Source organism: Streptomyces arenae (assembly GCF_022343545.1).
Taxonomy (GTDB): domain Bacteria; phylum Actinomycetota; class Actinomycetes; order Streptomycetales; family Streptomycetaceae; genus Streptomyces; species Streptomyces humi.
In genome coordinates this window covers 55390-78299 of record NZ_JAKQYH010000047.1, presented here as the reverse complement: position 1 = coordinate 78299, position 22910 = coordinate 55390, and the positions used below count along the sequence as shown (strand labels likewise).

24 protein-coding genes are annotated in these 22910 nt (G+C 71.0%); 19 read left to right on the top strand and 5 right to left on the bottom strand.

The genetic code is table 11. The features are described from left to right. Positions 1-3: 3 nt before the first annotated feature. Positions 4-819: an inositol monophosphatase family protein gene (locus MB828_RS20870; RefSeq protein ID WP_133028084.1), complete on the top strand. Its 816-nt coding sequence runs from the start codon at positions 4-6 to the stop codon at positions 817-819. Positions 820-962: 143 nt separating this feature from the next. Here the strand turns inward: MB828_RS20870 and MB828_RS20865 are convergent, their stop codons facing one another. Beyond that, positions 963-1136, bottom strand: coding sequence for a hypothetical protein (locus MB828_RS20865; protein WP_165939545.1), 174 nt, complete (start codon positions 1134-1136; stop codon positions 963-965). Between the two features lie 416 nt (positions 1137-1552). Here MB828_RS20865 and MB828_RS20860 point away from each other — a divergent pair, with 416 nt between their 5' ends. The 4 genes from MB828_RS20860 (at position 1553) to MB828_RS20845 (ending at position 5088) form a co-directional block, all read left to right on the top strand. Further along, complete coding sequence (locus MB828_RS20860; protein ID WP_003993508.1) at positions 1553-2206, top strand: response regulator transcription factor; 654 nt, start codon at positions 1553-1555, stop codon at positions 2204-2206. A 5-nt stretch (positions 2207-2211) separates the two neighbouring features. Then, a complete protein-coding gene (locus MB828_RS20855) occupies positions 2212-3459 on the top strand; it encodes a sensor histidine kinase (RefSeq protein WP_133028083.1) in 1248 nt (415 codons plus the stop codon). Between the two features lie 401 nt (positions 3460-3860). Next, positions 3861-4157, top strand: a complete 297-nt coding sequence (locus MB828_RS20850) for a DUF4193 domain-containing protein (RefSeq protein WP_005481602.1) — start codon at positions 3861-3863, stop codon at positions 4155-4157. Between the two features lie 13 nt (positions 4158-4170). Further along, complete coding sequence (locus MB828_RS20845; RefSeq protein ID WP_301649518.1) at positions 4171-5088, top strand: hypothetical protein; 918 nt, start codon at positions 4171-4173, stop codon at positions 5086-5088. Between the two features lie 47 nt (positions 5089-5135). On the opposite strand, the gene MB828_RS20840 is transcribed toward MB828_RS20845, so the two are convergent. Further along, on the bottom strand, positions 5136-5618 hold the full coding sequence (locus MB828_RS20840) for a DUF3093 domain-containing protein (protein ID WP_133028082.1): 483 nt from the start codon (positions 5616-5618) through the stop codon (positions 5136-5138). 57 nt (positions 5619-5675) lie between these two features. Between MB828_RS20840 and MB828_RS20835 the strand changes: the two genes are divergently transcribed. The 8 genes from MB828_RS20835 to MB828_RS20800 all read left to right on the top strand — a co-directional run bounded on the left by MB828_RS20835 (position 5676) and on the right by MB828_RS20800 (position 13624). After that, positions 5676-6260: a PaaI family thioesterase gene (locus MB828_RS20835; RefSeq protein WP_301649517.1), complete on the top strand. Its 585-nt coding sequence runs from the start codon at positions 5676-5678 to the stop codon at positions 6258-6260. Next, positions 6257-6808: a dUTP diphosphatase gene (gene dut / locus MB828_RS20830; RefSeq protein WP_301649516.1), complete on the top strand. Its 552-nt coding sequence runs from the start codon at positions 6257-6259 to the stop codon at positions 6806-6808. The genes MB828_RS20835 and dut overlap by 4 nt, the downstream gene beginning before the upstream one ends. Position 6809: 1 nt before the next feature. After that, on the top strand, positions 6810-7571 hold the full coding sequence (locus MB828_RS20825; protein ID WP_133028079.1) for a DUF3710 domain-containing protein: 762 nt from the start codon (positions 6810-6812) through the stop codon (positions 7569-7571). Between the two features lie 167 nt (positions 7572-7738). Beyond that, positions 7739-8920: an alginate lyase family protein gene (locus MB828_RS20820; RefSeq protein ID WP_301649515.1), complete on the top strand. Its 1182-nt coding sequence runs from the start codon at positions 7739-7741 to the stop codon at positions 8918-8920. Between the two features lie 150 nt (positions 8921-9070). Further along, positions 9071-11647, top strand: coding sequence for a sensor histidine kinase (locus MB828_RS20815; protein ID WP_301649514.1), 2577 nt, complete (start codon positions 9071-9073; stop codon positions 11645-11647). Further along, on the top strand, positions 11644-12330 hold the full coding sequence (locus tag MB828_RS20810; RefSeq protein WP_133028076.1) for a response regulator: 687 nt from the start codon (positions 11644-11646) through the stop codon (positions 12328-12330). Before MB828_RS20815 ends, MB828_RS20810 begins: the two co-directional genes overlap by 4 nt. 130 nt (positions 12331-12460) lie before the next feature. After that, positions 12461-12859 (top strand): OB-fold nucleic acid binding domain-containing protein, encoded by a 399-nt coding sequence (locus MB828_RS20805; RefSeq protein WP_071659509.1) that lies wholly within the window; start codon positions 12461-12463, stop codon positions 12857-12859. 3 nt (positions 12860-12862) lie between these two features. Then, positions 12863-13624: a DUF3159 domain-containing protein gene (locus MB828_RS20800; RefSeq protein ID WP_301649513.1), complete on the top strand. Its 762-nt coding sequence runs from the start codon at positions 12863-12865 to the stop codon at positions 13622-13624. Between the two features lie 97 nt (positions 13625-13721). Here MB828_RS20800 and MB828_RS20795 read toward each other — a convergent pair whose 3' ends face one another. Together MB828_RS20795 and MB828_RS20790 are read right to left on the bottom strand one after the other, a co-directional pair. After that, on the bottom strand, positions 13722-14393 hold the full coding sequence (locus MB828_RS20795; RefSeq protein WP_046728710.1) for a potassium channel family protein: 672 nt from the start codon (positions 14391-14393) through the stop codon (positions 13722-13724). After that, a complete protein-coding gene (locus MB828_RS20790) occupies positions 14393-15064 on the bottom strand; it encodes a potassium channel family protein (RefSeq protein WP_301649512.1) in 672 nt (223 codons plus the stop codon). Before MB828_RS20790 ends, MB828_RS20795 begins: the two co-directional genes overlap by 1 nt. 363 nt (positions 15065-15427) lie before the next feature. Between MB828_RS20790 and MB828_RS20785 the strand changes: the two genes are divergently transcribed. The 4 genes from MB828_RS20785 (at position 15428) to MB828_RS20770 (ending at position 20686) form a co-directional block, all read left to right on the top strand. Then, positions 15428-17476 (top strand): APC family permease, encoded by a 2049-nt coding sequence (locus MB828_RS20785; RefSeq protein WP_133028073.1) that lies wholly within the window; start codon positions 15428-15430, stop codon positions 17474-17476. 87 nt (positions 17477-17563) lie between these two features. Beyond that, positions 17564-18892, top strand: coding sequence for a class I SAM-dependent RNA methyltransferase (locus MB828_RS20780; protein ID WP_301649511.1), 1329 nt, complete (start codon positions 17564-17566; stop codon positions 18890-18892). Positions 18893-19216: 324 nt separating this feature from the next. Beyond that, entirely contained in the window at positions 19217-19888 is a 672-nt protein-coding gene (locus MB828_RS20775; protein WP_301649510.1) for a hypothetical protein, read from the top strand. Between the two features lie 174 nt (positions 19889-20062). Then, positions 20063-20686, top strand: a complete 624-nt coding sequence (locus tag MB828_RS20770) for a sigma-70 family RNA polymerase sigma factor (RefSeq protein WP_301649509.1) — start codon at positions 20063-20065, stop codon at positions 20684-20686. 117 nt (positions 20687-20803) lie between these two features. Here the strand turns inward: MB828_RS20770 and MB828_RS20765 are convergent, their stop codons facing one another. Next, a complete protein-coding gene (locus MB828_RS20765) occupies positions 20804-21019 on the bottom strand; it encodes a heavy-metal-associated domain-containing protein (RefSeq protein WP_133028063.1) in 216 nt (71 codons plus the stop codon). Between the two features lie 593 nt (positions 21020-21612). On the opposite strand from MB828_RS20765, the gene MB828_RS20755 reads away from it, so the two are divergent. Beyond that, complete coding sequence (locus tag MB828_RS20755; RefSeq protein ID WP_301649507.1) at positions 21613-22038, top strand: copper chaperone PCu(A)C; 426 nt, start codon at positions 21613-21615, stop codon at positions 22036-22038. A 93-nt stretch (positions 22039-22131) separates the two neighbouring features. Next, a complete protein-coding gene (locus tag MB828_RS20750; protein ID WP_301649506.1) occupies positions 22132-22863 on the top strand; it encodes a hypothetical protein in 732 nt (243 codons plus the stop codon). Positions 22864-22910 lie beyond the last annotated feature (47 nt).

The following is a 22910-nucleotide window of genomic DNA, read 5'->3' as shown; positions in this document are numbered from 1 at the left end:
CCCGTGACCGACCCCCTGCACACGGAGCTGCTGGGCCTCGCCCGGGAGGCGGCCGCCCGCGCGGGCGAGCTGCTGCGGGACGGCCGCCCGGCCGATCTCTCCGTGGCCCGGACCAAGTCCAGCCCGATCGACGTCGTGACCGAGATGGACATCGCGGCGGAGAAACTCATCACCGACCTGATCTCCGGCCACCGCCCCGACGACGGCTTCCTCGGTGAGGAGGGCGCCTCGTCCGAGGGGACCAGCGGGGTCCGCTGGGTGATCGACCCGCTCGACGGCACGGTCAACTACCTGTACGGGCTGCCGACCTGGGCGGTGTCCATCGCCGCGGAGGTCGGCGGGCAGACCGTGGCCGGGGTGGTGGCGGCGCCGATGCGCGGCGAGACCTACCACGCGGTGCGCGGGGCCGGGGCCTGGGCGACCGGGGCGTGGGAAGGCGAGCGGGCACTGGTCTGCCGGCCGGCCGCGCCCCTGTCCGAGGCCCTGGTCTCCACGGGCTTCAACTACGTGACGAACGTCCGCACCCACCAGGCCGAGGTGGCCGCCCGGCTGATCCCCCTGCTCCGTGACATCCGCCGCAGCGGCTCGGCGGCGATCGACCTGTGCGACGTGGCCGGCGGCCGGCTGGACGGGTACTTCGAGCGCGGCCTGAACGCGTGGGACTGGGGCGCGGGCGACCTGATCGCGCGGGAGGCGGGCGCCCTGACGGGTGGCCGCCCCGGAGAGCGCCCGAACCGCGATCTGACGGTCGCGGGTACCCCCGGGGTCTTCGAGCCCCTCCAGCGCCTGCTGGAGGACTTCGGAGCCTGGCACGACTGACGGCCGGGTGACCGGAGATCGAACACCGTGACGCCGGCAGGAATCGAACGCATGGCGGCGGGTAGAGGACCGGATACGAGCAGGGCCCCGGCGCTGGATTCGCCGGGGCCCTGCTCTCGTGCCGGTGTGCTGCTGCGGAGCTGTCAGACGCTGGTCGCGCCGACTTCCACGCCGTGTTCGGCGGCGAGGCGGCGCAGGTCGTCGAGCTCGGCCTGCTCCACTTCGACGAGGAAGTCGTCGCCCTCGTCGCGAGCTCGGGTGATGTCGGACTCGGTCGCCTTTATGCGCTGCAGAAGTCCTGTCGTGAATGCGTCCATGCTGCGCCCCCTCGTCCTGGGTCGTGGGTCGGTGGCACGGGGGTGTGCCGTCGGGAAGGGGCGATCACGTCTTCGCGGGTGCCCAGCGCTGCCCTGCTGGGCGGCGACGGTGCCGGACACCCCCATCGTCCGCTCTGCCGTAGCGGCGACGTACGTACCGCATGGTGCTGCGGCACATGCAGAGCGTGATCGCGGGGTGTACATGCCGTCCTCCCCCCGCTCCCCTCCGTGGAAACCTCAACCGCAGGAGAAAATCTCGCATTCCCGCCCCACGGCCCCGGATCCGGCTGCCGGCCCCCGTCTTACTGCCGACTTATGGCCGAAAAGGGCAGGATGGACGCACCACATCCCATGGAGATCCCTGCCCGGGTGCGCCGGTGCGCGCTACGCGGGTGGACAGAGGAAGGACAAGCGACGTGCGCGTACTCGTCGTCGAGGACGAGCAACTGCTCGCCGATGCGGTGGCCACCGGACTGCGCCGGGAGGCCATGGCCGTCGACGTCGTGTACGACGGTGCGGCCGCCCTGGAGCGCATCGGCGTCAACGACTACGACGTGGTCGTCCTCGACCGCGACCTCCCCCTCGTGCACGGCGACGACGTCTGCCGCAAGATCGTGGAGCTCGGCATGCCCACGCGCGTGCTGATGCTCACCGCGTCGGGCGACGTCAGCGACCGCGTCGAGGGCCTGGAGATCGGCGCCGACGACTACCTCCCCAAGCCTTTCGCGTTCAGCGAGCTCATCGCGCGCGTGCGTGCCCTCGGCCGCCGTACCAGCGTGCCGCTGCCGCCCGTCCTGGAGCGGGCCGGCATCAAGCTCGACCCGAACCGCCGTGAGGTCTTCCGGGACGGCAAGGAAGTGCAGCTCGCGCCGAAGGAGTTCGCCGTCCTGGAGGTGCTGATGCGCAGCGAGGGCGCGGTGGTCAGCGCCGAGCAGCTCCTCGAGAAGGCCTGGGACGAGAACACCGACCCCTTCACCAACGTGGTCCGGGTGACGGTGATGACCCTGCGCCGCAAGCTGGGCGAGCCCCCCGTCATCGTCACCGTGCCCGGCTCGGGTTACCGGATCTGATGAACGTGGCGACCACTCCCGCACCCCCGCAGGCACCCCCGAAGCCCACCTGGGACCCCCGGCGGCCGCAGCCGGTCCTCCCGTGGCTGCGCCCGACCATCCGGATACGGCTCACCCTGCTGTACGGCGGCATGTTCCTGATCGCGGGCATCCTGCTGCTGTCGATCATCTACCTGCTGGCCGCGCAGGCGATCAGCACCGGCAACCAGCCGCTGTTCAAGATCGTCGGCTTCGAGAAGCTCCAGGTCTCCAGCGACAACTGCCCGACGGTCGCCAGTTCCAGCCTCCAGCTGTCGGACTTCAACTCCGCGATCGCCCAGTGCATGGACCACCAGCGCCAGGCGGCCCTGGACAACCTGCTCAGCCGCTCGCTGCTGGCCCTGCTGGGCCTGGCCGTGATCGCCTTCGCGTTCGGCTACGCGATGGCCGGCCGGGTGCTGTCCCCGCTCGGCCGGATCACCCGCACCGCCCGCGCGGTGGCCGGCTCGGACCTGTCCCGCCGTATCGAGCTGGACGGCCCGGACGACGAGCTCAAGGAGCTCGCGGACACCTTCGACGACATGCTGGAGCGGCTGCAACGCGCCTTCACGGCCCAGCAGCGCTTCGTCGGCAACGCCTCCCACGAGCTGCGCACCCCCCTGGCGATCAACCGCACGCTCCTGGAGGTGCACCTCTCCGATCCGGACGCGCCCGTGGAACTGCAACAGCTCGGCAAGACCCTGCTGGCCACCAACGAGCGCAGCGAGCAGCTCGTGGAGGGACTGCTGCTGCTCGCCCGCAGCGACAACCAGATCGTCGAGCGCAAGCCGGTCGACCTGGCCGAGGTGGCCTCCCAGGCCGTCGACCAGGTGCACGCCGAGGCGGAGGCCAAGGGCGTCGAGATCAGGGGGCAGCGCAAGCCCGCCGTCGTCCAGGGCAACGGTGTGCTGCTGGAGCGGATCGCGCTGAACCTGTTGCAGAACGCGGTGCGCTACAACGTGGCCGAGGACGGCTGGGTGGAGGTCACCACCGAGGTGCAGCACGGGCAGGCGGTACTGTCCGTGTCGAACACCGGTCCGGTGGTGCCGGCGTACGAGATCGACAACCTCTTCGAACCCTTCAGACGGCTCCGTACCGAGCGCACGGGCAGCGACAAGGGTGTGGGCCTGGGGCTGTCGATCGTCCGCTCCGTGGCGCGGGCCCACGGCGGTCACATCACCGCCCAGCCGCGCGAGGGCGGTGGGCTGGTGATGAGGGTCACGCTGCCGGTCTGACGCCGTTGCAAGATCGCGACACTCGCGAGGGATGTTCGCTTTGCGCGGAATTTTTCTCCGGCGTGGCGCGCTCCCTCGTGTGTGATCGATCACAACGGCGGATTTCCGGCCATCTACTCTCCGTGATCATGGCCAGGGGAATAAAGGCGGGAAAATCCCTGTTTTCAGGGGTCTTGATCACGGGAAGTACAGGGTGAGGCGCCTTTGAGGTGTCTCGTCAGGACCGTGTACGGTCCCCATCGCCATTCAACCTGATCACTCTTGAGGGGTCCGGTTGGGTGTCGATTGAGTAACAGACCTTGATGTGAGGCAAAATCTCCGCCTCGGGTCGGGCACAAGTCCGGCCTCTCACGCGTTACGTGCGCTGGAGACACCGCAGACACCCAGAGGGGGAGAGCGACATGGCAACCGATTACGACACTCCACGCAAGACCGACGATGACGTCGACTCGGACAGCCTTGAAGAGCTGAAGGCCCGGCGGAACGACAAGTCCACGTCCGCAGTGGACGTCGACGAGTTCGAGGCCGCGGAAGGCCTGGAGCTGCCCGGCGCCGACCTCTCGAACGAGGAACTGGCCGTCCGGGTGCTGCCCAAGCAGCAGGACGAGTTCACCTGCATGAGCTGCTTCCTGGTGCACCACCGCAGCCAGCTGGCCCGGGAGAAGAACGGTCAGCCGATCTGCCGCGACTGCGACTGAGGGCGGGTCGGGCATGACTGGCTCGACCCCACCTCGGAAGCGCCGTTTCCCCCTGCGGGGAGCGGACTCAGGGCCGTCCGACGGCCCGCGCGCGCGTGACATCGAGCGGGGCTCGTCCGATCCGGGAGCCTCGCTCGAACCGGCGGCCGGCCGGGATGATCTCCCGGCGCCGGCGGACGAACCCGCGCCCGTCGCCAGACGACGGGCGGCGGCCATCGGCGGCAAGGCCGTGCAGATGGCCCGGGAAGGGGCCCGTAAGGGCGGCAGCCGGGCGAAAGCAGGGCTGGCGTACCTGGCGGACCGGATCATCGAGATCGCCCCGCGTGTACCCGTACGTGACCTCGCGACCCTGCGTCGGCAGTTCCCGGGCCTCGGTCCCGAGCAGCTCGCCGACAAACTGGTGGCGGGCGCCGCGGGCGCGACCTCGGCGGTCGGAGCCGGGGTCGGCGCCGCGGCGATGCTGCCCGTGCCGCCGGCCATGCCGACCGAGCTGGCCGCGGAGATCACCGGGGTGGCGGCGATCGAGCTCAAACTGATCGCCGAGCTCCACGAGGTGTACGGCGTGCGGCCGCCGGGGAACGTGAAGGCCCGCAGTACCGCGTACCTGTCCTCCTGGTCGGGGGAGCGCGGGATCGACGTGATGAAGCCGTCGACCATCAACAACGCCCTCGGCGGGCAGATGAAGCGCGAGCTGCGCCAGCAGATCATGAAGCGGGTGGTCCGGGACCTGCCCAATCTGATGCCGTTCATGGTCGGCGCCGCGGTGGGCGCGGTCATGAACCGCCGGGACACCCGGAAGCTCGCGGACCGCATCCGCAAGGACCTGAGGAAGATCCAGGTGTCGTGGGAGGACCTGCCGGAGCTGCCGCCGCTGGAGAAGCCGGCCGAGCCGCTGCCGATCGCCCAACTGCCGGAGGACTTCGGCGCCTGAGCGCCTGCCGGGCCGCCCCCGGGCGCCCTACGCCCGTGGCGTCCGCGTCACGCCTGTGCCGTCCGCGCGGTCCCCGCGGTCCGGGCTTCCTCGATCGCCGCCGCCAGCGCCTCCGGCTGCCGCGTCGACAGGTACAGGTACGGCGTCGGGTCCTGCGGGTCGGTGACCTCGACGCGCAGGGCCGTGGGGATGTAGGCGCGCAGCAGCAGGAACGCGCGCACGTCGGCCTTGTAGGTGCGCCAGGCGCGCGCCTCCTCGGGGTCCATGACGTGCGACTCGCCCAGCGCCGACACCGGGATCTTCGCCTCGCCCGCGATCAGCGAGTCGCCCACCAGACGGATCCGCTGGGAGCCGTACGAGCTGGCCACCACCGCCGCCGCCGCCGTGCCGCCGGCCAGGCCGCCGAGCGCCGGCAGGGTGCCGAAGGGCAGCAGGATCAGCGCGAACGAGACGCCGACCAGGAAGCTGATGAACCACCACGACCGGGGCGCGGTGAGGCGTTCTTCGTACGGGGTGGCGGAGAGCTGCATGGAACAAGCTTGGCACGGTGTCCGGATTCACCGGACGCGCGGGTAAGGTCTGCGGCTGTGAGTGGTAGTTCCGCAGCTCTTCAGCCTCCCGCCAGTGCCCGGAAACCGGAGCGGCACCCCGATGCGCCCGCGCCCGGCGAGGTCATCGGCGCACACTACGAACACTGTTTCGGCTGCGGTCACGGGCAGGCGCACGGGCTGCACCTGGAGGCACGGGCCGGCGAGGGGGTCTCCCTCACCGCGGAGTTCACCGTGCGCCCCGCCCACCAGGGCGCTCCGGGCCTCGCCCACGGCGGGGTGCTCGCCACCGCCCTGGACGAGACGCTGGGCTCGCTGAACTGGCTGCTGCGGAAGATCGCCGTCACCGGACGTCTGGAGACGGACTTCGTGCGGCCGGTGCCCGTGGGCACCACGCTCCACCTGGCGGCCGAGGTCGTCGCCGTGGCCGGCCGGAAGATCTACTCGACCGCCACCGGCCGGGTGGGCGCACCGGAGGGCCCCGTCGCCGTCCGCGCGGACGCCCTCTTCATCGAGGTGCCGGTGGAGCACTTCACCGACCACGGCCGCAAGGAAGAGATCCGGGCCGCCATGAGCGACCCGGACCAGATCAGGCGCGCCCGCGCCTTCGAGGTGAACCCGTGAGCCCCGCCCCCCTGAACGTGCTGCTCCGCCGCGTCGACCCCGAGGTACCGCTTCCGGCGTACGAGCACCCCGGTGACGCGGGCGCCGACCTGCGCACCACCGAGGCGTGCGAGCTGGAGCCGGGAGAACGGGCCGTACTGCCCACGGGGGTGTCGATCGCCCTCCCGGACGGGTACGCGGCCTTCGTGCACCCGCGTTCGGGGCTCGCCGCCCGGTGCGGTGTGGCCCTCGTGAATGCCCCGGGGACGATTGATGGCGGGTACCGTGGGGAGATCAAGGTGATCGTGGTGAATCTCGACCCGCGCGAGGCCGTGCGGTTCGAGCGCTTCGACCGGATCGCCCAACTGGTCGTCCAGCAGGTCGAGAGGGTCCGCTTCCAGGAGGTCGCGGAACTTCCCGGATCTGTGCGGGCCGACGGGGGCTTCGGGTCCACCGGCGGTCATGCCGCGGTGGGCGACGTGAGCGGCACAAACGGTCAGGCCGCCGAGGGCGGTCGGACGGGTGGGAATCGATACGCTTCGGTCGTATCCGACCGGGAAGGACAGTGACGTGTTCGGACGTCGCAACAAGAAGGGTGCCGCCGAGGACGCGGCCGGCGAGGCCGAGCAGGTCGTCGACAGCGTCGACACCGAGGCGGACGAGGAAGAGGGCGAGCGCGAGCGCGTTCGCCTGGAGCCGGAGCCCCGGCCCGACGGGCCGTGGGACGCCACCGAGGTGCGCGATCCCGGCGAGGGCCGGGTGGACCTCGGCGGTCTGTTCGTGCCCGGCGTGGACGGCATGGAGCTCCGGGTCGAGGTCGCGGGCGACGCGATCGTCGCGGCGACCGTCGTCCTGCGCGACAGCGCCGTCCAGCTCCAGGCCTTCGCCGCGCCCAAGCGCGAGGGCATCTGGAGCGAGGTGCGCGAGGAGATCGGCTCCGGCATCACCCAGCAGGGCGGCATCGTCGACGAGGTCGAGGGTCCGCTGGGCTGGGAGCTGCGTGCCCAGGTGCCGGTGCAGCTGCCGGACGGCACCGGCGGCTTCCAGGTCGTGCGGTTCGTGGGTGTGGACGGGCCGCGCTGGTTCCTGCGCGGTGTGATCTCCGGGCAGGGAGCGGTGCAGCCGCAGGCCGCCGGGCTCCTGGAGCAGATCTTCCGGGACACCGTCGTGGTCCGCGGCGACGGCCCGATGGCTCCCCGGGACCCGATCGTCCTGAAGCTCCCGAACGACGCGCAGATGGTCCCCGAGGGCGTCCAGCAGGAGGAGTCCTCGCGTTTCTCCGGTGGCATGGGCCAGCTCCAGCGCGGACCGGAGATCACCGAGGTCCGGTAACCGGCGGACGCCGGAAGCGGCAAGGGCCGTACCCCGCACAGGGGGTGCGGCCCTTTCGTGTGCGTGACCCCTTGACGGCCCATTGGTCTGTACCTACCGTCTCGGCCCAACGCGCCTGTTCATAAAGGCGCTTTGCGTTCACATACGAGAACGGAAGGCCTTCACGCATGCGCAGCATCCCCCTCCGCAGAACCCCACTCCTCGCGGCGGTCGTCGCCCTCGTCGCCGCCTTCCTGTCCTGGCCCGCCCAGGCCGCCCCCAGCACCTTCGTGCACCCCGGCGTCACCGTCTCCAGGGCTCAACTGGACTTCGCCCGCACCGAGGTGCTGGCCGGCGCCCAGCCCTGGAAGGCGGCCTACGACCAGATGATGGCGAGCAAGTACGCCGACCTGAACCGCACGCCCGCGCCCCGGGCGACGGTCGAGTGCGGGTCGTACTCGAACCCGAACTACGGCTGCACCGACGAGCGCGAGGACGCGATCGCCGCCTACACCGACGCCCTCGCCTGGTACATCACCAAGGACGCCCGGTACGCCCAGAAGGCCATCCAGATCATGGACGCCTGGTCGGCCACCATCACCAGCCACACCAACAGCAACGCGCCCCTGCAGACCGGCTGGGCCGGCTCCTCCTGGCCCAAGGCCGCCGAGATCATCAAGTACACGTACACCGGCACCTGGACCAACCAGGCCCGCTTCGCCACCATGCTCCGCAACGTCTATCTGCCGGTGGTCATCAAAGGCTCCAACTCCAACGGCAACTGGGAGCTCACGATGATGGAGGCCGCCGTCGGCATCTCCGTCTTCCTCGAGGACAAGACGTCGTACGACACGGCCATGGCCAAGTTCCGCACCCGCGCGGCCGCCTACGTCTACCTGGCCTCCGACGGGTCGGTGCCGAAGACCGTACCCAGCCAGAACCTCGACACCACCGCCAAGATCGTCTCCTACTGGCAGGGCCAGTCCACCTTCGTCACCGGCCTCACCCAGGAGACCTGCCGGGACTTCACGCACACCGGGTACGGCATCTCCTCGATCTCGCACATCGCCGAGACCAGCCGGATCCAGGGCGAGGACCTCTACGGCACGGACGTCGGCGAGCGGCTGCGCCAGGCGCTCGGCTTCCAGGCCAAGTACCAGCTGGGCACCGCCGTCCCCAGCTGGCTCTGCGGCGGCTCACTCAACCTCGGCCTCGGTCCCGTCACCGAGGTCGGCTACAACGCCCTCCACAACCGGCTCGGCATCGCCATGACCAACACCCAGACCCTGACCCAGAACAACCGCCCCGCGGGCACCAACAACCTCTTCGTCGCCTGGGAGACCCTCACGCACGGCGACAACCCCAGCTGAGTCCGCGCACCGGGGCGCCGGACCCGGCACCGGCGCCCATCAGGGTTGCGTCAAAGATGCCCGCCCTCCCGCCCTCCGTCCCGTTCACCGCGACGGTTGGCCGTAAGGTCGACGCTGCGTAGGCGGCAGTCACGGGAAGACAATGGGACCATGGCACGCGGCAGGCTTCGGATCTATCTCGGTGCGGCACCGGGCGTGGGCAAGACCTACGCCATGCTCTCCGAGGCGCACCGGCGCGTGGAGCGCGGCACCGACTGCGTGGTCGCCTTCGTCGAGCACCACGAGCGGCCGCGCACCGAGGTGATGCTGCACGGCCTGGAGCAGGTGCCGCGCCGGGAACTGGAGTACCGGGGCGCCGCCTTCACCGAGATGGACGTCGACGCCGTACTGAGCCGCGCCCCCGCCGTCGCGCTGGTGGACGAACTCGCCCACACCAACGTCCCCGGCTCCCGCAACGCCAAGCGCTGGCAGGACGTCGAGGAACTGCTGGCCGCCGGGATCGACGTCGTCTCGACCGTCAACATCCAGCACCTGGAGTCCCTCGGCGACGTCGTCGAGTCCATCACGGGCGTGCGCCAGCGCGAGACCGTGCCCGACGAGGTGGTACGGCGCGCGGAGCAGATCGAACTGGTCGACATGTCGCCCCAGGCGCTGCGCCGGCGCATGGCGCACGGCAACATCTACCAGCCGGACAAGGTCGACGCGGCCCTGTCCAACTACTTCCGGCCCGGCAACCTGACCGCCCTGCGCGAACTCGCCCTGCTGTGGGTCGCCGACCGGGCCGACGAGTACCTGAAGCAGTACCGCAGCGAGCACCGGGTGTCGGCGATCTGGGGCTCCCGGGAGCGGATCGTCGTCGGCCTCACCGGCGGCCCCGAGGGGCGCACGCTGATACGACGGGCCGCCCGGCTCGCCGAGAAGGGCGCCGGCGGCGAGGTGCTGGCCGTCTACATCTCCCGCAGCGACGGCCTGACCTCGGCCTCCCCGAAGGAACTCGCCGTCCAGCGCACCCTCGTCGAGGACCTCGGCGGCACCTTCCACCACGTCGTCGGCGAGGACATCCCCGCGGCCCTCCTCGACTTCGCGCGCGGGGTCAACGCCACCCAGATAGTCCTCGGCTCCTCGCGCCGCAAGGCCTGGCAGTACGTCCTCGGACCCGGCGTCGGCGCCACCGTCGCCCGCGAGTCCGGGCCCGACCTGGACGTCCACATCGTCACCCACGGCGAGGCCGGCAAGGGGCGCGGGCTGCCGGTGGCCCGGGGCGCGCGGCTCGGCCGCGGCCGGATCATCGCCGGCTGGACCGTCGGCCTGGCCGGCCCGGCCGTCATGGCGGTGCTGCTGAACACCGTCGACCTCGGCCTCGCCAACGACATGCTGCTGTTCCTGACCCTCACGGTCGCGGCCGCGCTGCTCGGCGGGCTCTTCCCGGCGCTGGCCTCGGCGGCCTTCGGCTCGCTGCTGCTGAACTACTTCTACACCCCGCCCCTGCACCGGCTGACCGTCGCCGACCCGAAGAACATCGTCGCCATCGTGATCTTCTTCGGGGTCGCGCTGTCCGTCGCCTCGGTCGTGGACCTCGCCGCCCGCCGCACCCACCAGGCCGCCCGGCTGCGCGCCGAGTCCGAGATCCTCTCCTTCCTCGCCGGCAACGTGCTGCGCGGCGAGACCAGCCTGGAGGAACTTCTCGAACGGGTCCGGGAGACCTTCGGCATGGAGTCCGCGGCCCTGCTGGAGCGGGCGGGCGACGTCGAGCCCTGGACCTGCGCCGGGCGCGCCGGCTTCGGACCCGCATTGGAGAAACCCGAGCAGGCCGACGTCGACATGCCTGTCGGCGACCACATGGCCCTCGCGCTGACCGGCCGGGTGCTGCCCGCCGAGGACCGCAGGGTGCTCGCCGCCTTCGCCGCCCAGGCCGCCGTCGTACTGGACCGCAGGCGCCTCCAGGAGGAGGCCGAGCAGGCCCGGGCGCTCGCCGAGGGCAACCGGATCCGCACCGCGCTGCTGGCCGCCGTCAGCCACGACCTGCGCACGCCCCTCGCCGGGATCAAGGCGGCGGTCACCTCGCTCCGCTCGGACGACGTGGCCTGGTCCGAGGAGGACCAGGCGGAACTCCTCGAAGGCATCGAGGAGGGCGCCGACCGGCTCGACCACCTCGTCGGCAACCTGCTCGACATGTCCCGGCTGCAGACCGGCACCGTCACCCCGATCGTCCGCGAGATCGACCTCGACGAGGTGGTCCCGATGGCGCTGGTCGGCGTACCCGAGGGCAGCGTGGACCTGGACGTGCCGGAGACCCTGCCGATGGTCGAGGCCGACGCCGGGCTCCTGGAGCGGTCGGTGGCCAACCTGGTCGAGAACGCCGTCAAGTACAGCCCGTACGACCGGCCCGTGCTCGTCTCCGCCAGTCCCATCGCGGACCGCGTGGAGGTGCGGATCGTGGACCGCGGGCCCGGCGTGCCCGACGACGCCAAGGAGCGCATCTTCGAGCCCTTCCAGCGTTACGGTGACGCTCCGCGCGGTGCCGGGGTCGGACTCGGGCTCGCGGTCGCCCGGGGCTTCGCCGAGGCGATGGGCGGCACCCTCAACGCCGAGGACACGCCCGGCGGCGGGCTGACCATGGTGCTCAGCCTCCGCGCGGCAGGATCGGTCACCGCGGCGGAAGCGGTGGCGGAAGCGGCGGACGAAGCGGCGGCAGCCGTGGCAGAACCGGAAAGGCAGGCCTCATGACCCGTGTGCTCGTGGTCGACGACGAGCCGCAGATCGTGCGTGCCCTCGTGATCAACCTGAAGGCGCGCAAGTACGAGGTCGACGCGGCCCCCGACGGCCGTACCGCCCTCGAACTGGCCGCCTCCCGCCACCCCGACGTGGTCGTCCTCGACCTCGGCCTGCCCGACATGGACGGCGTCGAGGTGATCAGGGGGCTGCGCGGCTGGACCCGGGTGCCGATCCTGGTCCTGTCGGCCCGCCACTCCTCCGACGAGAAGGTCGAGGCGCTCGACGCGGGCGCCGACGACTACGTCACCAAGCCCTTCGGCATGGACGAGCTGCTGGCCCGCCTGCGGGCCGCCGTCCGGCGCGCCGAGCCGGTCGCCGGGGGCGGCGAGGACGACGTCCTGGTGGAGACCGCGGGGTTCACCGTCGACCTGGCCGCGAAGAAGGTCAACCGGGCCGGCCGGGATGTCCGGCTCACTCCGACCGAGTGGCACCTGCTGGAGGTGCTGGTCCGCAACACCGGCCGGCTGGTCAGCCAGAAGCAGCTGCTCCAGGAGGTGTGGGGGCCGTCGTACGGGACGGAGACCAACTACCTGCGCGTGTACATGGCCCAGCTGCGCCGGAAGCTGGAGGCGGACCCCTCACACCCGAAGCACTTCATCACGGAACCGGGCATGGGCTACCGGTTCGAGAGGTGAGGGGTGGGTTCGGCCGGGGGGCCGGGGTTGTCCCGGGGGGACGGGGTGTCACGGAATCGGGGATGGGCTGTCGGTTCGAGAAGTGCGCTGGACTTCGGTGGTGTCATCCGGCCCCGGTAGGCTTTCAGACATGAGTGCTGTTCCTCGTCCCGAAAAGCCGGCCGGCCGGTTCCGGCGCATGCTCGACCGGCTCTCCTCGTCGCAGGAGGACCTGGAGTCGGAGGAGCTGCGCGAGGACGCCGACACGGCGGGCTGCACCCGGATCGGTGACTGTCAGGACCGGCAGATCGTCACCGTTACTGGTACCTTGCGCACGGTCACCCTGCGGCCGCGCGCCGGAGTCCCGGCCCTGGAGGCCGAACTGTTCGACGGCTCCGCCGCACTGGACGTGGTGTGGCTCGGCAGGCGCTCCATCGTCGGCATAGAACCGGGGCGCAGGCTGATCGCATCGGGCCGGATCTCGCTGAGCCGGGGCCGCCGGGTGCTGTTCAATCCCAAGTACGAACTGAGACCCCTCGGTAGGGAGTAGCCGGTGACGTCGCTCGACAAGCCGACCGAAGACACGCAGACGGAGGCCGACGCGCGGGCCGTGACCGAGGCCGCGCTGTTCGAGGCCTTCGGCGGGGTACGCGGCATGGTCGAGACGGTCCTGCCCGGCCTGCTGTTCGTCACGATCTTCACCATCAACAAGGACCTGCACTGGTCGGCGATCGCCGCCCTCGCGGTCTCCGTGGTGCTGGTCGTGGTGCGGCTCGCCATGAGGGACACCGTCAAGCACGCCTTCAGCGGTGTCTTCGGGGTCGCCTTCGGTGTCGTCTTCGCGATGATGACCGGCAACGCCAAGGACTTCTACCTGCCCGGCATGCTCTACACGCTGGGCCTGGCGCTGGCGTACATCGTCACCACCCTGTGCGGGGTCCCGCTGATCGGCCTGATCCTCGGCCCGGTCTTCAAGGAGAACCTGTCCTGGCGCACCCGCAACCCCGGCCGCAAGAAGGCGTACGCCAAGGCCAGCTGGGCGTGGGGCCTGATCCTGCTCGCCAAGTGCGCGATCCTCTTCCCGCTGTACTGGTGGGCGAACGCCGCCCAGCTCGGCTGGGTGCTGGTCGCGTTGAAGATCCCGCCGTTCCTGCTCGCCGTCTGGCTGACCTGGGTCTTCCTGGCGAAGGCGCCGGCGCCGATCGACGTCTTCGCGGAGATGGAGGCGGAGGAGAAGGCGGCGGAGGAGAAGGCCGCCGAGGAAAACCAAGCCGCGGCTGGGGCCGCGGGTGCGCGGCACCGTCGCGAGGGATGACCGTCCCCGGGGGCTCCGCCCCCGGACCCCCGAGACCTCGCCCGCCCGCCTCTCGACTCGGTGAGTCGAGAGGCGGGCGGGTTCGTTCTTGTCCGCGTCAGCTGTCCTCGCGCCGGACCGACAGCAGGTCCTCCAACTGCTCCTCGCGGGCCTGCGCCGCCACGAAGAGGAGTTCGTCGCCCGCCTCCAGGGAGTCCTCCCGGGAGGGGGTGAGCACCCGGGTGCCGCGGATGATCGTGACCAGGGAGGTGTCCTCCGGCCACGCCACGTCACCGACCTGGGTCCCGGCCAGCGCCGACTCCTCGGGGAGGGTCAGCTCGACGAGGTTGGCGTCGCCGTGGCTGAAGCGCAGCAGCCGGACCAGGTCGCCGACGCTCACCGCCTCCTCGACCAGGGCCGACATCAGACGCGGGGTGGAGACGGCGACGTCCACGCCCCAGGCCTCGTTGAACAGCCACTCGTTCTTCGGGTTGTTCACCCGGGCGACGACGCGCGGAACGCCGTACTCCGTCTTCGCGAGGAGCGAGACGACCAGGTTCACCTTGTCGTCGCCCGTCGCGGCGATCACGACGTTGCAGCGCTGCAACGCCGCCTCGTCCAGCGAGGTGATCTCGCAGGCGTCGGCCAGCAGCCACTCCGCCTGCGGGACCCGCTCCACCGAGATGGCGGTCGGGGCCTTGTCGATCAGCAGGACCTCGTGGCCGTTCTCCAGCAGCTCGCCCGCGATGGAGCGGCCGACGGCGCCGGCCCCGGCAATGGCGACCCTCATCAGTGACCGCCCTCCTCGTCCGGACCCCCGGCGAAGGCGGCCTCGACCTTGTCGACGTCGTCCGTCCGCATCATCACGTGCACCAGATCGCCCTCCTGCAGCACCRTCTGCGAGGTGGGCAGCATGGCCTCGCCGAGCCGGGTCAGGAACGCCACCCGGACCCCCGTCTCCTCCTGCAACTTGCTGATCTTGTGCCCGACCCACTTCGGGGAGGCGTGCACCTCGGCGAGCTGGACCCCGCCGGTGGGGTCGCGCCACAGCGGCTCCGCCCCCGAGGGCAGCAGCCGGCGCAGCATCTGGTCGGCGGTCCAGCGGACCGTGGCGACGGTCGGGATACCGAGGCGCTGGTAGACCTCGGCACGGCGGGGGTCGTAGATCCGGGCCGCGACGTTCTCCACGCCGAACATCTCGCGGGCCACCCGCGCGGAGATGATGTTGGAGTTGTCGCCGCTGGAGACGGCGGCGAAGGCACCGGCCTCCTCGATACCCGCTTCACGCAGGGTGTCCTGGTCGAAGCCGACCCCGGTGACCCGGCGACCGCCGAACCCCGGGCCCAGCCTGCGGAAGGCGGTGGGGTCCTGGTCGATCACGGCGACCGTGTGCCCCTGTTGCTCCAGGGTCTGGGCGAGAGCGGAACCCACTCTGCCGCAGCCCATGATGACGATGTGCACGACCGTCCTTCCGGTGTCCAAAAGTTACTGCTCAGCCACATCAGGGTCTCAGACCGAGGCCCAAGCTACACACGCACCGTCCCGGCCGGGCACCCCTGTGCCGCGCTCATCGCCGAGTGATGCTGCGCACGCTCCAGGCAGTGAGGATTCCGAGGCCGACGAGCGCGACCGCGGCGCCGATCAGCTCAGCGGTAGCGGGCATAAGACCTCCGAAGTGCGATGACGGGCGGGGTCTGCCATCTAGGCACGGATCGGGCGTAGGCTGCGGAATCCGTAGTTCCATACGTCTCCTTTTTCACCCGTGAGGCAGATCCGGTACTGCGGCTGGAGACCTGCCAGGTGGAAGGCCTACGATCCTCTCTCGTGTCCAAACTGACCGACGTGCCCAAACGGATCCTGATCGGGCGGGCTCTGCGCAGCGACCGGCTGGGTGAAACGCTCCTGCCGAAGCGCATCGCGCTTCCCGTCTTCGCTTCCGACCCGCTGTCCTCCGTCGCCTACGCGCCGGGGGAGGTCCTGCTGGTCCTGTCCATCGCGGGTGTGTCGGCGTACCACTTCAGCCCCTGGATCGCCGTCGCGGTCGTCGTGCTGATGTTCACGGTGGTCGCCTCCTACCGGCAGAACGTGCACGCCTACCCGAGCGGCGGCGGTGACTACGAGGTCGCCACCACCAACCTCGGCCCCAAGGCGGGCCTCACCGTCGCCAGCGCGCTGCTCGTCGACTACGTCCTGACCGTCGCCGTCTCCATCGCCTCCGGCATCGAGAACCTCGGCTCCGCGGTCCCCTTCGTCGTCGAGCACAAGGTGTTCTGCGCGGTCACCGTGATCGTGCTGCTCACCCTGATGAACCTGCGCGGCGTGAAGGAGTCCGGCAAGCTCTTCGCGATCCCGACGTACGTGTTCGTCGGCGGCGTCTTCATCATGATCGCGTGGGGCGCCTTCCGGGGTCTGGTGCTGGGCGACACGATGCGCGCCCCGACCGCGGCCTACCACATCAAGGCGGAGCACCAGGGGCTCGCGGGCTTCGCCCTGGTCTTCCTCCTGCTGCGCGCCTTCTCCTCCGGCTGTGCCGCGCTCACCGGCGTCGAGGCCATCTCCAACGGCGTTCCCGCCTTCCGCAAGCCGAAGTCGAAGAACGCGGCGACCACGCTGGCCATGATGGGCCTGCTGGCGGTCACGATGTTCTGCGGCATCATCGCGCTCGCCGCCGTCACCAAGGTCCGGATGGCCGAGAACCCGGCGACCGACCTGATCCACAACGGTGTCCCGATCGGCTCCGGCTACGTCCAGAACCCGGTGATCTCCCAGGTCGCCGAGGCCGTCTTCGGCAAGGGCAGCTTCCTGTTCGTGCTGCTCGCCGCCGCCACCGCCCTCGTCCTCTTCCTGGCCGCCAACACCGCGTACAACGGCTTCCCGCTGCTCGGCTCGATCCTCGCCCAGGACCGCTACCTGCCGCGCCAGCTGCACACCCGCGGCGACCGCCTCGCCTTCTCCAACGGCATCGTGCTGCTCGCCGGCGCCGCCGCCCTGCTGGTGGTCATCTACGGCGCCGACTCGACGCGCCTGATCCAGCTGTACATCGTCGGCGTGTTCGTGTCCTTCACGCTCAGCCAGACCGGCATGGTCCGGCACTGGAACCGGCACCTGGCGGTGGAGAAGGACGCGGCCAAGCGCAGCCACATGATCCGCTCCCGCGCGATCAACGCCTTCGGCGCCTTCTTCACCGGCCTGGTGCTGGTCGTCGTCCTGGTCACGAAGTTCACCCACGGCGCCTGGGTGGCGCTGCTCGGCATGTGCATCTTCTACGCCACGATGACCGCGATCCGTAAGCACTACGACCGGGTCTCCGAGGAGATCTCGGCCCCCCAGGAGCCCGACGACGACCTGGTACGGCCGTCCCGCGTGCACTCGGTGGTCCTGATCTCCAAGATCCACCGTCCCACCCTGCGGGCCCTCGCCTACGCCAAGCTGATGCGCTCGGACACCCTGGAGGCGCTCACCGTCAACGTCGACCCGGCCGAGACGAAGGCGCTGCGCGAGGAGTGGGAGCGGCGCGGGATAGACGTGCCGCTGAAGGTCCTCGACTCGCCGTACCGCGAGATCACCCGCCCGATCATCGAGTACGTCAAGGGCCTGCGCGCCCAGTCCCCGCGGGACGCGGTGTCCGTGATCATCCCGGAGTACGTCGTCGGCCACTGGTACGAGCACCTCCTGCACAACCAGAGCGCGCTGCGGCTGAAGGGCCGGCTGCTGTTCACGCCGGGCGTGATGGTGACCTCCGTGCCCTACCAGCTGGCGTCCTCGGAGGCGGCGAAGAAGCGGGCCCGCAAGCGGCAGGAGTGGAACGCGCCGGGTTCGGTACGGCGTGGTCCGGCGGAGCAGCGGGCGAAGGAGCACAGCGGCAGTAACTAGGGGTTCGCCGGAGCACGTAGACTGGTGGGCTGTCGTCGGTCCGTGCCCGGGCCGTTTCCCTCCCCCCCGATCTGGAGTCACCCCGCCATGCAGGCAGAACCGAGGAAATCGCTGGTGGGGACGGAGTACGAGGTCGAGGTCGGCCCGGTCGCGCACGGCGGGCACTGCATCGCCCGCACCGCCGAGGGCCAGGTTCTGTTCGTCCGGCACACGCTGCCCGGCGAGCGGGTCGTGGCCAGGGTGACCGAGGGCGAGGAGGGGGCCCGTTTCCTGCGCGCCGACGCGGTCGAGATCGTGGAGGCGTCCAAGGACCGGGTCGAGGCCCCCTGCCCCTACGCCGGTCCCGGCCGCTGCGGCGGCTGCGACTGGCAGCACGCCAAGCCGGGCGCCCAGCGCCGCCTCAAGGGCGAGGTGATCGCCGAGCAGCTACAGCGGCTCGCGGGCCTCACGCCCGAGGACGTCGGCTGGGACGGCACCGTCATGCCGGCCGAGGGCGACAAGCTGCCCGCCGGTGAGGTGCCGCAGTGGCGGACCCGGGTGCAGTACGCCGTCGACGCCGACGGCAACGCGGGACTGCGCCGGCACCGCTCGCACGAGGTGGAGCCGATCGAGCACTGCATGATCGCGGCGCCGGGCGTCAGCGAACTGGGCATCGAGGAACGCGACTGGTCGGGCATGGTCTCGGTCGACGCGATCGCCGCGACCGGCTCCCAGGACCGCATGGTGATCCTGGAGCCCCGCCCCGGCGCCCGCCTCCCCCTGGTCGAACTCGACCGGCCCGTCTCCGTCATGCGGGTCGACGAACACGACGGCGGAATCCACCGCGTCCACGGCCGCGCGTTCGTGCGCGAGCGTGCCGACGGGCGTACCCACCGGGTCGGCAGCGGCGGCTTCTGGCAGGTCCACCCGAAGGCGGCGGACACCCTGGTCACCGCGGTCATGCAGGGTCTCCTGCCGCGCAAGGGCGAGATGGCCCTCGACCTCTACTGCGGCGTCGGCCTCTTCGCCGGCGCGCTCGCCGACCGCCTCGGTGAGAAGGGCGCGGTCCTCGGCATCGAGTCCGGCAAGCGCGCGGTCGAGGACGCCCGCCACAACCTCGCCGACTTCCCGCGGGTCCGCGTGGAGCAGGGCAAGGTCGAGTCGGTCCTCCCGCGCACCGGCATCACCGAGGTCGACCTGATCGTCCTCGACCCGCCCCGCGCGGGCGCGGGCCGCAGGACGGTGGAACACCTGTCGTCCCTCGGCGCCCGCCGCATCGCCTACGTGGCCTGCGACCCGGCGGCCCTGGCCCGCGACCTGGCGTACTTCCGGGACGGCGGCTACCGGGTACGCACACTGCGCGCGTTCGACCTGTTCCCGATGACGCACCATGTGGAGTGCGTGGCGATTCTGGAGCCGGCCGGAAAGGCTGTCTGACCTGCGGGTTCGGGTGATGTGCGGTACGTGCGGTGTGCGCGTTACGGGCGATGTCCTGACGCTGCGATGACGCTCTCCGAGGTGTCTTGACGCCCGTTCGACGCCTGTTCTGGCGGGGTGTCAGGCGCGATGCCGGCCTGGTCGAGCCAGGTGAATCGGCGTGCTCGCAGAGGTCCGACTCGTACAAGGAGTCGGGGCCAAGGGGTCGTGAGTTCCGGGCGTTTTCCGTGATCCGGGTCACATGCTGTGGGTTGGGTGGAAACACCTGTGGGTTTCCGTGCGTCGGCCCTGCCGACCGCTGCCCGGGTGCCAGGATGTGGCGCCATGACAGCCGGGTGGAGTTCGCGCGCGTTACGGGCTGCGGTGTTCGCGGCCGTGTGCGTGCTGCTCGCTGCCCTGGGCCACGTGCTGATGTCCGGCAGCGAGGTGCCCGTCCGGGCGCTGGCCGCCGGGGTCGCCGTGACCGGCGCCGTCGGCTGGTGCCTGACGGGGCGTGAGCGGGGGCCGCTGCCGGTGGTGGGGGCCGTGGTCGCCGCCCAGGCTGTGCTGCACGAGGGGTTCTTGTTCGCGCGGTCGGTGGCCGTGGCGTCCGGCACCGCGGCTTCCCTGCACATGAGCTCGATGCGCGGTGACACCACGGGCATGGTCCCCATGGAGCACATGCGGCACATGGACAGTCCGGGCCACTTGATGGCCGGCACCTCCCCTTCGTCCGGCATGGTTGCTCCTTCGGCCGGCATGGTCGCCGTCCACCTGGTGGCGGCGCTGCTGTGCGGTGTGTGGCTGGCGTACGGCGAGAAGGCCGCCTTCCGCATCATGCGGGCGGTGGCCGGATGGCTGACCGCGCCGCTGCGACTGCTGCTCACCCTGCCCGGTGCCGCGTACCGCCCGCTCGGCCACCCGCGTCGGCGCGATGCGGACCGGGCGCCGTATCCGCGTCTTCTCGTTCACGCGATCACTTCCCGGGGCCCGCCTGTGCGGGCCGCTGTCGTCTGAGGACAGCTGGTTTCCCGGGGCCGCCCCTGTCGTGGTGCCTCGGGCCACGGCCGTACGACTCCGCAGTGCCGCAGCTCCGCGGCGTCACCGGGGCGTAGGCCGTCTCCCACTTCACCGGACCCCCGCGTCTTCGCGCCCTGGTCCGGATCAAGGTCGAACCGAGAAGGACATCAGGTGATCACCTCTGCCCTGCCCGCCGTGCGTGCCAGGAACGGCAGGACGGCGGCTCTCGACGCATCGATCACCGCGTGGGCGCTGGCCGCCGGACGCGGTGACACCGAGGCGGTCGAGCAGTTCGTCGGCGCCCTGCACCGGGACGTCCGGCGCTACGTCGCCCAGTTGTGCGGCGACCCCCAGGCCGTGGACGACCTGGCACAGGACACGTTTCTGCGGGCGCTCGGCAGCCTGCATCTGTTCGAGGGGCGTTCCTCGGCCCGCTCGTGGCTGCTGTCCATCGCCCGCCGCGCGGTGATCGACAGCTACCGGCACGCCGCGGCCCGGCCGCGTCCGAGCGACGTACCGGACTGGCAGCTGGCCGTCGAGCTCGCGCAGCCGCGTGATCTGCCGGGCTTCGACGACGGCATCGCGCTGCTGGATCTCCTGGACGCGCTGCCGGGCGAACGCCGTGAGGCGTTCGTCCTCACCCAACTGCTCGGCCTGCCCTACGAAGAGGTCGCCGAGGTCGGCGACTGTGCGATCGGCACGGTCCGCTCCCGCGTCGCCCGTGCCCGCGCGGCTCTGATCGAGCTGTTGGAGGAGGCGGAGGCGCCGGAGAACGCTGCTGCCCTGGCGGTCTGAGGCCGCGAGGAGCGCCGAGGCCCACGCGTGCGGTTGACGAGGAAGGCCGGGCAGGACGGCTGACGTGTCCTGCCCGGCCTTTCCTGCGCGCTCGCGTGTCCTCGGAGACTCAGGCGCTCAGGCGGCGACCGTGTCGGTGACGCCGTACCCCGCCTCGACGATCGCGGCGCGGAGCCGGCTGTCGTCGAGGTCCGTTCCGTGCACGGTGACGGACTTGGCGGCGACGTCGACCACGACCTCGCTCACGCCTGGCACCTCGGAAACCTTTTCCCTGATGCTCGCCGCGCAGTGCTCGCAGCTCATGCCGGTGACGTTGTACTGCTTCTGTGCCATGGCGCAACTCCTGGATGCCAACGGGGGTCGGTGGGCTTACGGGTGTACGGGGGCGGTTGTCGAGTCCGTTCCCGTCTCCACAACAGTCGGCTGGACGGGGCCGGAAGTTCCGGGGCGTGTGCTGGGTTCCATCGCAGGAGCGCCTGCCACTCCCATGACTCGCGAAGTGGCGCGCGTCACGTTTGGCTGCGGGAACTCGGTGCTCCGGCGAGCCGACTACTGGAGCGGTACGGCTTCGACGGCCGTTCCTCGAATGGCGGTTCGATGCGACCAGGAAGGTCGGGCATGGCCGAGTTCCGACAACCGTTCCTCCCCGCCGGTGCGCCGGCCCGGGGACCGTCGCCGCCCCTGGCGCTCTGCGGCTTCCTGTTGCTGCTCGTGCTCGTGTTCTCGGTGTCGTACGCCGTCGGGTCGGCCGCCGGACCGGTGGCCCCCGGCATGCACGGGACCGGAAGCGCCGGAAGCGGAGGGAACGGAGGAGTCGGCGCGGGCGACGGGGGCGATGGGCGCGATCCGGGAAGGCGGCTGTGCTGTGAAGTGGATGCCCAGGGCGCTGGGGGACCGGCGGCGGCGGAGCGGGCAGCCCGGCGCGCATGACCGTCACCGAAGGGCGCGTCCTGCTGCCGTCCGCCGGGGTCGCGGAGACGGCTGCGTTCTTTCACATGGCCAACCGGGGCGGCTCGGCCGACAGCCTGATACGGGTGACCTCGCGCGACGTCCCGGGCGGCATCACGCTCGCCCGGGACCGCATGAACGACGGGAACGGGGCCTACCGTGCCGACGTCGACGCCGTCGGGATACCGGCGGGCGGCAGCCTCGCGATGTCGCCGCGGGGAGTGGACCTGACGCTGTCCGCTCCTACCGGGAAGCGGAGTTGGAGTCCGGGCGATCTGGTGCCCTTCACCCTGGTTCCGGCGCAGTGGACGGGTGAGGGTGCTTGCCGTGGTGGCGCGTCCTGGGAGCTTCTCGTTCCAGTAGTCGTGCCGGCCGGCCCCCGAGTTCCCGGCCATGGTGTGTGATGTGCGTCACCGTGTGGCCGGTGAGTCGGAGGGCGGGTGCCCGCACGTACCCCCTGACGACGAGCGGACACCGGGTGCGAGGATGGGCGGGCCATGACTGTCCGAGGGTGGTGCCGTGCACTGCGGGCCGGTGTGTTCGCCGCCGTCTGCGTGCTGCTCGCCGCCCTCGGCCACGTGATCATGTCGGGTACCTCCGTGCCCTGGTGGGCCATGGCGGCCGGCGCGGCCGGAACCGGTACGGCCGGCTGGCTGCTGGCCGGACGTGAGCGCGGACGCACGCTGATCGTCACGGTCGTGACAGCGGCACAGGCGGTGCTCCACGAGGCGTTCTCCCTTGCGCAGACGCTCACCACCGCGGGCACTCCGGGACAGGGCCCCTCGGCCCGCGCCCAGGACTCCATGGACATGAGCGGCATGCACATGGGCTCCATGCACATGGGCTTCACGCACATGGGCTCCGCGCACATGGACCCGATGGACATGGGCTCCATGACGCATGCGATGACCGGTGTCCAGCACGCACACACGCACGGCATGGCCGGTATGGGCGGGAGCGCCTCGTACGGCATGTTCGCCGCGCACCTCCTGGCCGCCATCCTCTGCGGGCTCTGGCTCGCGTACGGCGAGCGTGCGTTCTTCAGCGTCCTGCGGGCCGCCGCCACCCGGCTGGTGGCCCCGCTGCGGATGCTGCTGGCCGGGCCCGCGCCGCTCCCTCGCCCGCTCGCGGGCAGGCGCCGCGCCACCGACGTGCCGGCTCCGGTACGGCTTCTGCTCTGCTGCTCCCTCACCTCTCGGGCCCCGCCCACGGGTGCCGCTGTCGCCTGAGACAGCCGGAACCACCGGGGCCCCACGTCTGGCCTTCCGTCCTGCCG